This is a genomic window from Paracoccus luteus (assembly GCF_004522155.1).
Classification (GTDB): Bacteria; Pseudomonadota; Alphaproteobacteria; order Rhodobacterales; family Rhodobacteraceae; genus Paracoccus; species Paracoccus luteus.
Window position 1 is genome coordinate 1 of record NZ_SDEA01000023.1, and the last position, 10,579, is coordinate 10,579.

The following is a 10,579-nucleotide window of genomic DNA, read 5'->3' on the forward strand; positions in this document are numbered from 1 at the left end:
TTGCGCAGGTGGTTCGGCCCAGACAAAAAGGGCGGGAGGCCGACGGATGCGGATGCAGCAGCGCAGTTGCGATAGCCGCTTGAAGCAGTCATTCGATCACCGCACCGCGAATGCCAATTGCCCGGTCGCTGCGTGGCTCGAGCAGCCCATTAGCGACATTCATGCCCATCACAGCATGGAGGCCCCTTCGCAGGTGCGGCATCTGCTGGCAACCTAAAGCTGGCGGTCGGCAACGGCATTTTGCTGCACCGCGGGTCCGTTGAGCAGGCGTCATCCTTCCGAGGGCGTTCTTTCAAGCCTCCTGCGTTGCGGAGGTGATGGAGACGCCGTTCGCGGCGGAGAAGCCCAGCAGTGCGATCGCGATCAGTGGCATGAACTGTATCCCTCCCGCGGGGGCTGACTCTGATCAGCGCAGGGGATGGAAGCCGTATGGCCGAGACGGCCACTGGCGGGCTCGGTTCACCACAGCCCGGCCCGAAGGGTGCGCCAGAACTCATAATTGGATTGGCCTTGGGCAACAAGCTCGGCCTACATTCTGTACTGGCCTCTGGCCTCGTGCCAATATATCGTTTTCTTCAGAGGGTCGGGGTCACTGTGAGCAAAGCCGGACGACGAATAGACAAGGTCAGAGTATCACGCGCCGGGCACACCTTTCACGAACGGTGGGCGGCACGGCGCGCCCTCCAGCTTGTGTTTCCAAAAGACGATCTCTTTGCGATTGTCGTCGAAGGACTTTCTCCGGACGAGAGCCTTAAGCTTGGCAAAGAGGCAGAGGATATCGCCGATCTCGTTCTTTTTTACGGGAGCGGTGATACTTTCAAGACCTGTACGGCTCAGCAAATTCTGCAGTTCAAATACAAGGAGGCCGCCGAGCCCGTTACATCATCTTATCTCAAGAAAACGATCAAGAAGTTCTCCGCAACACTACGGGCCTTCCAGGCGAGCGTAACGCAAGAGGAAGTTGCGCAAAAACTGTCGTTTGGATTCGTGACAAACGCTGAGTTCTCAGACGAGCTTTGGGACGCCATTTCATGTGCAAAGTCGGGAGGCGCACCTGCAACAAATAGCGCTCAGACACAACTTCAATACCTTAAGACCTGGTGTCAGGAAGAAAACATTGAAGCGGGGGACATATTCCCGCTTATCAAGTTCCGGGCCTCGACAAGCGATCTGCCTTCACAGAACCGATCCTTGCGAAGAACGGTCAGTGACTGGTCGGCTGATTCCGCCGGTCAGGCGGCGAAAAGGCTGTTCGCTCTTGTAGAGCTTGTCCGTGAGAAGGCGCAGATCGAGGGTCAGGGCAAGAACTCGATCAGGCGTGAGGATGTCCTCGATGCGCTTGAATGTGATGAGGATCAGCTTTTTCCAGCGGATACGCGGTTCGTTGATGTTGGTGACGTCGTTGAGCGCAGCGTCTTACAAGACCTAAGAGACAGCGTCTTGACCAGCAATCTACCGGTGTTCCTGCATGCCGACGGCAGTGTCGAAAAACGGTCTTTATCCAGAGCCTTGCGGCAAATCTGACGGATACCCTGGAGGTCGTCGTGTTCGATTGTTTCGGAGGCGGTTCGTATCGCTCCGAAGCCCAGGCCCGTCACCTGCCTCGGATTGGTTTGCTGCAAATCATCAACGAACTGGCGGCTCGCGGACTCTGCGATCCACTTCTTCCAACCGACAGCGATCAATATGGATTGGTCGAAGTTGCCCGAAAGCGCCTCAAGCAAGCGAGTGAGACCGTCAAGAACCAGTCCGCAATGCAAGGCGTACTGGTTGTTTTGGACGCTGCGGACAATGCGCAGCTTGAAGCTGATGCGCGCAATGAAGCTGCCTTTCCAAGGCTTCTGCTTGCATCGCTCAGCGCGGAGCCTATCGAGGGCGTGAAGCTCTTGCTCACCGCACGTCCCCATCGGATGGATCGCGTCATCGGCAAGAGCCAGACAAAGCGCCTTGAGCTTGAGCCCTTCACTGAAATGGAAACGCGGCGCTTTCTTGAGACAAGGCGCGAGAATATCACGGATGTAGAGTTCTCCACGGCACTCGCGCGTTCGCGGGGCAATGCCCGTGTCCTCGAATACCTTGTCGAAAGCTGGGACACAAATGTTTCCGGTAACGTGCCACAGACCGAAATATCTGTGGAAGAACTGATCGAACAAAAGTGTGCCAAAATATTTGGTGACTTACACACGGCAGGTTGGAGCGAGAATGACGTTCGGGAATTCTTCGCCGCTCTGTCACTTCTTCCGCCGCCTATTCCATTGACTGAACTTGCAGAGGCGTTGGGCTGGTCGGAATCGCAGGTCAATAGCGCCGCATCCGATCTTGCGCCCATGCTTGAGCTGGTCAAACACGGGGCAATATTCCGAGACGAGCCGACTGAGACCTATATCAAGGAACAGTACGCAAGCGAGGCTGCAGCCCAGCAGTCCATCGCGGAACGGCTTCAAGCGCGCCAGAAGGACTCGGTCTACGCTGCAGAGGCGCTGCCGCACTTCCTTGTGGTCATTGGCGACAGCAACGGAGCTTATCAGCTTGCTAGATCAGATGAATTTCCGGATGTCGTCGAATCCGAATATTGGCGGCGCCGGTTAAGACTTGCGCGCCTCTACGCGGCTTTCTCGCTTGCCACGCGCGAGTACGACTTGGACCGTGTCTTGCGCCTCAAGATGGAACTTTCGCAAGTGGCTTCGGCAAACGCGAGGGGCGATCAGTTCATCCGGCGCTCTCCGGCACTGGCCACAGTCCTGGGAGACTCTGATGCATCACGCCGGCTGTTCAACGATCGGTCCGGCTGGCGCGGTGCTCGTGATGCGCGCCTCATCGTCGCGTACAGTTTTTCAGACGAGCTTGACGAAGCGCGCATTCATCAGAACAGGGCAATTGGCTGGATAAACTGGTATCTCCACAATGATGATGAGACCAAAAGGACTCAGCGCTCGGGTCCGGAAGCCTCCGATGTTGCTGCGGTGATGTTCCTGAGTGTGTTGAAGAATGAGTTCTCGTCATTTAATCGCAACATGCAAATTTGGCGCTTTAGGTTTGCGCTATCTGTCATTGAAGAGCTGATCACGCTGTGCGCGCAGCATGAAACAGCGAATGGAAGTGAGGCGTTGCAGACTCTTGCCAAGTTCGCTGCCTCGAAGAGGTGCCTGTCCCTCACCCTCCAGATCGGGCTTCTAGCGAATGACTGTGGCCTTTCGAAAAGCAGGCTGAGAGCCGTTTCGCGAGCGGCCAGCACTCTTTCGGCGCGGTACAGGAAGACTGTGCCGGAGGACCATTCAGACTACAAGATGGAACTGCAAGGTGCGGTCTCCAGTGCGGCAATGGCCTCCATGATCGTGAACTCCAGGCTATCGGCAAAGCAGGTGTTCAAGCTGTATCGCCACCGGAGGCCATCAAGCTATGACTACGGTGAGCGGCACGGCATCAATAGAGTATGGATGCCGGTTCAATCTGCATGCGTCGGGGTTTGGTCTGCAGGTAAGCCGTTGTCGTTTCGCCACCTGATCCCAGAGGATGTAGAAGTAACGCGAAAGACTAGACTGATCGGTTCAGAGTCTGATCTAAAAGCCTTTCTCGACAGCCTCACGGTCTTAGATAAACGACGCAAGCAACGGAGGGGCAGGCCGCCCGATAAGGGCAAGCAGTTCTCAGAGCATGAGCGGGACAACATTGTTAAAGGCGTCGCATGCATCTTGAAGCTGGCTAAGCTAATAGAGAGCGCCGTTCTTTCCGGACGTGCGATATCTAACAGTGATTTGACAACGTACTTGGCGACTTGGAAATCAGCACTGCGGCCGGACGTACATTGGAACGCCCAGACGGGGAGAGACATTGTTGCCCGCCATGTCGGCTTTGGATTCGTTAAGATATTGCTTCGGCATTGTGAGACCGTTGAAAAACGAGAAGCGGAAGAGCTTATAGGGATCGTCGAAGCGAACCGGTTCTCCCTAAGCGAGAAGTTGAGTATTTTCGCACTCATCGCCCGGCGCGCGAACCTGTCTGATGTGGCAGGGGCCTTCGCAAGCTCCCTTTCCAGCGACATTGTGAAAGACGACTACATTGAGCAGCGCGGCGAGTCCTACCGGCAATTGGCGGGATCATTGGTACCGATGAGCATTGCGGAGGCGCAGGAGTATTACAGCCAGGGTTTGGCTCAGCTTGATCAGATGGGCGGAGATGATTTCGACTTGATCTACTCCGCCCTTCACTACGCGGCTGAGCAGCCCGGGGGGTACATCAGGCCGGAGCTCTCGCACCGTCTTATGAATTTTTGCCAGACGATCTTCCAACACGAACCGTCAAAGTTTGGATGGACCTTGTTCGGACGCGCTGCCTCTTCCTCCATCGGCTTTCCGGCAATGTACAAGCTGATACGCTGGTTCGATCAGGACGTCGTTGATTACTCCTACGGCCTTCCCCAACTCGCCTGTTACCTGGCGAAGGCAGGCCGCCTGGACCCACGGCGCGCGGCTGTATTGCTTTCGGTGTGTGAGGATCACGGCTGGCATGAGTGGCAAGCCGGAAACGGACTGGCTGATCTGCTTTCGGTTGCCAAGCCGGAAGATAGGGAGGCCATCTTCTCACTGGTGGCCGGAAAGCTGGATAGCGAACACAGTTTCGGAGGGTGGCCAACACTGTGGGAGAGCCTACTAGACTGTGTGGATGCCTATCAAGAGATTGGCGATGAGGCATTGAGGGACCGCCTTCGGGACCTGCGAGACGTGGCACGGCATAAGCGCGACCTTGAGAATGCCAGATTGAATCACAGCGGTACGGTCACTGATCAAAGCCTCCATGTAGGCACAAGAAAGCAGACCGATGAGTCTCGCGAGGAAGCCTTTTCAGCTATTCTCGCTAGGTTTGATCCGACGTCCGCACACTCGCTGGATCAAGCGTTGCAGGAAATCCAAGCTAATGAACTATTGCAGTTCGACTACAGGAAGCGCCTGTTCGATGAGATACGTGGAACATGCCCGTATTCAAAGAAACTGAACTTTATCGAGGCACTTTGTGAATCCGCTGAACTTGAGTTTGATGGCGCGCTGAGTCTGATTATCGAATACGTGGAGGCATGGGCCGGCACCACGGCGCATGTAAGGAACAATGTTTTCGGAGTGATCAAGAGGTTGTTTGCATTCAAGGGATCGGAGCTTTTCGATCTTCGTTACTCGGGCATTTCGAGGCAAATCTACCGCCTGTCTGAGCTGTGCGGAGATCCGAAGTTTGTGCTGCAATCGGTCTTGGAGACTAAGCAAAGGAGCGCCTTGAACTCGGGGGTGACGAGTGGCTTCAGTTAGCCACCAGCCTGTGTGGTCACACTGATCCATCGACAGCTTTGGAGGCGTTCGAAAGTCTTCTGTCGAGCTCGGCTGCCAAGGTGGGCGATGAGATCGGCGAAGGATCGTATCGGAGTGCATTTGCGGGCAGGAGCAGCGAGAGCGAGGTTGTTGCGGACATCATCTGGCACTTGCTCGGAGACAGTGATGCCTTCGTCAGATGGCGGGCGGCAAGAAGCCTGAAGGGCATGATCGATCTCGGGCTGACCGAGGATGTCGAGCAACTGCTTGACCGTTTCGAGGTGAACGAGAACGCATCACTGACCTCCGACAGCCACCACTTCGCATTCCTGAATTCACAGCAATGGCTATTGATGGGGATAGCGCGTGCCGCCCTACACCACGGCGAAGAGCTGGAAGCCCTCAAGCCGCGGCTTGAGGCACTCGCAAACCGGCCCGATTTGCATGCGCTGAACAGGCTTCATCTGGCCCGATGTTTGGCACACATAGGGAGCGATGGAGTCGCGAGCTCTCAAGGGACGAAGCTATTGAGCAAAATCCGGACGCCTCCGCATGGCGTCATCGAGCGCAATGGTTGGCCTGACAACAAGGATCGGCGGATCGACTTCGGTTTTGACTACGATTTTGACAAGTACAAGGTGTCCAATCTGGCGAGGCTCTTTTGTATATCGCACAATGAAGCCAGCGACTGCATTGCCGATGCAGTAATGCAACGGTGGCCCGATGCAACGAGTATGTCAGATTTCCCCGGTGGTGTTCGCTATAGGCACGGCGGAGACGATAGGTTCGAGACGTACCGGGATCACGTGCAAAAGCATGCGCTCCTCCATGCCGCAACGGCGCTGGTGAAATCACGTCCCGTCGTACGCGCCAGCTATGACTCAGAAGACAGGAATCCTTGGAACGAGTGGCTAAGGGAAAACGACGTATCGTTTGAGGACGGATCGTGGTTGTTCGACCACAAGGATTCTGTTCCGGCGCAGGCGCGACAGAACCTCCTGGGTGAACGAAAAGGAAGCCAGGAAACACTCGTAGATGATGAAGTGTTGTTTCGGAAGGCTGGGTTCCCCGAGGTTTCTGAGGATGGCTTCTTGCCCCTCTGCGGAGATTGGAAGTCACCGGATGGCGTATTCGTCAGGTTCATGTCCGCTCTGATCAGGGAGCGGGGCGCGGTCGGGCAATGTGCGAAGTTCTCGAAAACACCTGAACACGATCTCTGGCTGCCAAGTTTTCAGTCAGACGGGCGTGTTGACCGCCACGCCGGGAAGACACCGTTCAATCCGTTGACATGGGAGCCGGAGAAGTATCCCATTGGCATTGACGAGCGTGACGAGTGGGCCACCCGGGGAGCTATAGCCCGTCCAAGGCTGGGACTGGCGCTCAACAAGCTGCTCGGGCTGACACCCGACGATGATGAGCGCCGTTGGCGTGACCGCGCAAACAGGCTCGCATTGAAGAGCGAAGTCTGGGGCGAGTGGCGACCGGACCCCGATAGTCATAGGAGCAGATATCAGGATGACGGTGCTATCCTGTGGGCGGAACGCGATTGGCTCGACGAAGCACTGAAATCCTGCAGGCAAAGCCTCATCTTCAAGCTCAGTTTCTCGAAATACAAGTCAAGCAAGAGCTACGATGATTCATCCGGGGTCCGGCGGCTGTATGTGGGCTTGAAGCGGAGCGGTGAGGCCCCTCGTTTCTGGTTCGCCCAAAAGGCGTCTAAAACAGTTTACTAGATGTGGCGTTCTCGGCGCTGGCCAATTGTGAATCGTTCGGTGTCGGTGCAGAGGCAGGTCTCTGTCTGAGAAGCTGGGTTCGGGGCGGCGACAGGCCCCGGTAGTGATCCCTCTTCGGCAAGATGGCGACGTCCAACCGCGCAAGGTTGGTCAGGGTTTCGAGGGGCTCAAGACGTCCGTGCGGCGAATGGCCGGCCTGGCGAAACTGCGCCGCAGCGACACAAACTTCGTCAAGGTCCACTTAGGGCCGAGCCCGCCTGCCATAGGCGCCTGAACGGCTGAGGGCGCCAAACTTGCCGGGTGCTGTGTCGCGCATGTTCCTCGGAGCCCATTGCCGTCATTGCCTATGCCCTTCACAAAGGCACTTGAAAAGGCTCTGGTGCCAATGGCACGAGTCGATCAAAGGGATCGCCATGACCACGGACGCCACTGAAGCAGATGACCGAAAGCCTTGGCCGGGGATGCTCGCTGGAAACCTTGGTGAGCCCATTCGGCTCAAAGATGTGCAACTCGTGGGAGTATCGGCAACTGCATCACAGCCTGGTGGGCAAGTAAGCGTTTACACCAAAATGGCACTCACCTCTGACGATGCGATGTTCTACAAGATTATTGGGGGTATGTCCGGGGCTATCCAAGGCTTCGCGCGGGCGTCGGGCGCAGGGGTATCGATCGAGCGAGCATCCACCGTTCTTCTCGTTATAAAGCCGGACGCATCAGCGGAGCTGTGGGTGGACAAGGCCGCTATGGTCGTTCACCAGCGCCTTAAGCGTCCCGGCGCGATGCCGGGTGGGACTATATTTTTCGAGAGTGATGTCGCCGACGTTCTTGCTGTCGAATTCCCACTCGTGGAAATTGCGCCCCATGACCGAATACTGCTGATATTGCGCGAGGGTTGGCGGTTCGCGTTATACTTCGACTTGGATCGAAGTAATGGGGACTTGGATGTGTCGGCGGCGCAGAGGACAATAGGCGCGCTTCTTCGCCAAATGAAATATGCCGACCTATACACAGCGGTCGCAAATAACCCCCTCTTCGACAAGATTGTGTCCGCCGGCTGGTTTCCGTTTTTGGAACTCATGTCCGGCGAGTTTCAGATGCTGACTGGGATGCTGGATGCCGATCTATCCCTAGAACAGGCAGAAGCTACGCTGCTCTCAAAATTTAATGATGCCCGAATTGAACGTATGTTTGAGCGCTGGATGCAGAGGGCTCATTTCCGAGAGAAAGAAGTGATTATGCGCTCTGCCGTCAACGCGTTTAAGGCGAGAGACCCGGTTTCAGTCATCAAAAACACGCTTACAGAAATCGAAGGAATTATGGCGGTGGCCTATCATCGTGGGACAGGCAAGCACACGAGAAGAATTCCCGATATGCTTGAGTTTGTTGTTGAGTCAGCAAGCAATCGAGAAGGTGAAAAAGACACTCTTCTCTTTCCATCCGCATTTGCTCGATATCTGAGAGACTATACCTATGCGAGCTTTGATCGCGGAGAGCCCATCGAAACCCTGTCTCGACATGCCGTGGGCCACGGTCTGGCGCGGAGCGATCAATATACGATGACGCGCGCACTCCAGTCGCTCCTGACTATCGATCAGCTCGCGTTTTACGGATAGGTCGCTATGAAGCGATCAGAGCTGTTAGGAGTGGCTTACTCCGTCCAATTCAGGATCCGAGACCGGGGCGACCAGGTGCGACGGCTACAAAGATGGGCAGGATGCATCTGCCCATGAATGCAACATAGTCACGAATGGTCGCTTCGTCCCACAAAGCTGCCATCTTGGCCGGGTGTGTGCATGATGCTGCCATCTTCTCGACGGCGCCGTCGCAGTCCGAAGAACCTGCCGGAAGGTGTATTTAGTGTTTCTGACCATGTGGCATACTATTCGCAGCCTTGGAAGACTCGCAACTGCGCGAGGCTTCTTGCGGCGTTCTTGGGGCAGGCCGCGGGTTGGTCGTCTTAGGGAACTCTGCTTCGGTGTGCGATATCCTTGAGAGGTATACGGCAGGTCGTGCCGGTTGTGGACCTGCTACGGATAGAAGGGGGGAGCCTATTTAAGGTGGCTTACGTTAGCACTGTCGTTATTTAACTGAAACTGACATTGCTTAAATAGAGATGGGGTGCCATGATCACCCCATGACCGATTCCGAACCTGATCAACGCCTTGGCCGCTTTGTTGAAACCCCCGTCGCGGGCGAGATCGTGCGCGCCTTCGTTCCGCCGCCCCTCCCGCCGGAGCCGCCGATCGATGTGCTGGCGCTTCTCGAGCGGTTGAGCCTCGCCGAGCGTGCGCTCGGGCGGCTGGACGGCATTACCATGCTGCTGCCACGACAGGAACTGTTCCTCTACATGTATGTGCGCAAGGAGGCAGTGCTGTCGTCCCAGATCGAGGGGACGCAATCCACGCTGACCGACCTTCTGCGCTTCGAGACCGAGGCGCAGGCGGGGGAACCGATCGACGACATCCGCGAGGTGTCGAACTACGTCGACGCGATGATGTACGGGCTGGAGCGGCTGGAGGAATTGCCGCTGTCCTTGCGCCTGATCCGCGAGATGCATGCGCGGCTGCTGCAAAGCGGGCGGGGCGGCACGAAAAGCCCCGGCGAGTTCCGCCGTTCGCAGAACTGGATCGGCGGCTCGCGTCCCGGCAACGCGCTCTATGTTCCGCCGCCCGTCACCGAACTGGATGCCTGCCTCGACGCGCTGGAGCGTTTCATGCACGATGACAGTTCGCGATTGCCGGCGCTGATCAAGGCTGGCCTACTGCATGTCCAGTTCGAGACCATCCACCCGTTCCTCGATGGCAACGGCCGTATCGGCCGCCTGCTGGTGACGCTGTATCTTTGCGTCAACGGGGCGCTGCGCAAGCCGCTGCTCTATCTCAGCCTCTATCTGAAGACACACCGGGCGGACTACTACCGGCTGCTCCAGGAGGTGCGGGAGCACGGAAACTGGGAAGCCTGGCTGGATTTCTTCCTTGCCGGGGTGGCTGAGACGGCGAACCAGGCCTTCGAGGCTGCGACCAAGATCGTCGACCTGTTCAAGGAGGACCGCGAGCGCATCACGACCGAAAGTGATCGCGCCGGATCGACCCTTCGTATTCACGATCTTTTCCAGCAGAACCCGTTCCTGACCTCTAACCAACTGGTCCGGCAGACAGGTCTGTCGGCTCCGACGGTCAATGCCGCCTTGGCCGATCTGGAGAAGATGGGCATCATTGACGAAATCACCGGGCGCAAGCGGGGGCGGGTGTTCAGCTACCGCCGCTATCTTGCGATCCTTAGCGAAGGGACCGATCCCTTGCCGGCGGGTAGCTGATCTGTTCGTTCCCAAGGAGCTCAAGACAGGCTAGGCAGCGTTGAGTTGCTGGCGATAGAAGCGCGAAGCAGCGGTGACAAGGTCGCATTCGGGTTCGGTCTGTCTCCTACGCTGCTGTGCGAAATACTTCGCCATGGAGCGATGTTTCCGTCCGGAGCAGCATGGCGCGAAGAGAATAGGGTGGTCGCAAGTAAAGATGGTTGCCTGCCCCCGCAACCATTCCCTACGCCACA

At 56.8% G+C, this 10,579-nt stretch carries 6 protein-coding genes; all 6 read left to right on the forward strand.

Going from position 1 to position 10,579, the window contains the following annotated elements:
- A partial coding sequence (locus EPA64_RS16550; RefSeq protein WP_220443777.1) for a hypothetical protein occupies positions 1-217 on the forward strand: 217 nt, incomplete at its 5' end.
- 212 nt (positions 218-429) lie between these two features.
- Positions 430-1,524 (forward strand): hypothetical protein, encoded by a 1,095-nt coding sequence (locus EPA64_RS15985; protein WP_134727285.1) that lies wholly within the window; start codon positions 430-432, stop codon positions 1,522-1,524.
- A gap of 20 nt (positions 1,525-1,544) precedes the next feature.
- Positions 1,545-5,297: a hypothetical protein gene (locus EPA64_RS15990; protein WP_134727286.1), complete on the forward strand. Its 3,753-nt coding sequence runs from the start codon at positions 1,545-1,547 to the stop codon at positions 5,295-5,297.
- Between the two features lie 80 nt (positions 5,298-5,377).
- Positions 5,378-7,030 carry a hypothetical protein gene (locus tag EPA64_RS15995; RefSeq protein ID WP_134727287.1) on the forward strand — a complete coding sequence of 551 codons (1,653 nt, stop codon included), beginning with the start codon at positions 5,378-5,380 and terminating at the stop codon, positions 7,028-7,030.
- A gap of 413 nt (positions 7,031-7,443) precedes the next feature.
- A complete protein-coding gene (locus EPA64_RS16000; RefSeq protein ID WP_134727288.1) occupies positions 7,444-8,643 on the forward strand; it encodes a hypothetical protein in 1,200 nt (399 codons plus the stop codon).
- Between the two features lie 521 nt (positions 8,644-9,164).
- Positions 9,165-10,346: a Fic family protein gene (locus tag EPA64_RS16005; protein WP_134727289.1), complete on the forward strand. Its 1,182-nt coding sequence runs from the start codon at positions 9,165-9,167 to the stop codon at positions 10,344-10,346.
- Positions 10,347-10,579: the final 233 nt, after the last annotated feature.

Bases quoted from the DNA above. Each gene is read 5' to 3' on its own strand.
- EPA64_RS16000 (WP_134727288.1), top strand. From the start codon at position 7,444: ATGACCACGGACGCCACTGAAGCAGATGACCGAAAGCCTTGGCCGGGG.
- EPA64_RS16005 (WP_134727289.1), top strand. From the start codon at position 9,165: ATGACCGATTCCGAACCTGATCAACGCCTTGGCCGCTTTGTTGAAACC.
- EPA64_RS15985 (WP_134727285.1), top strand. From the start codon at position 430: ATGGCCGAGACGGCCACTGGCGGGCTCGGTTCACCACAGCCCGGCCCG.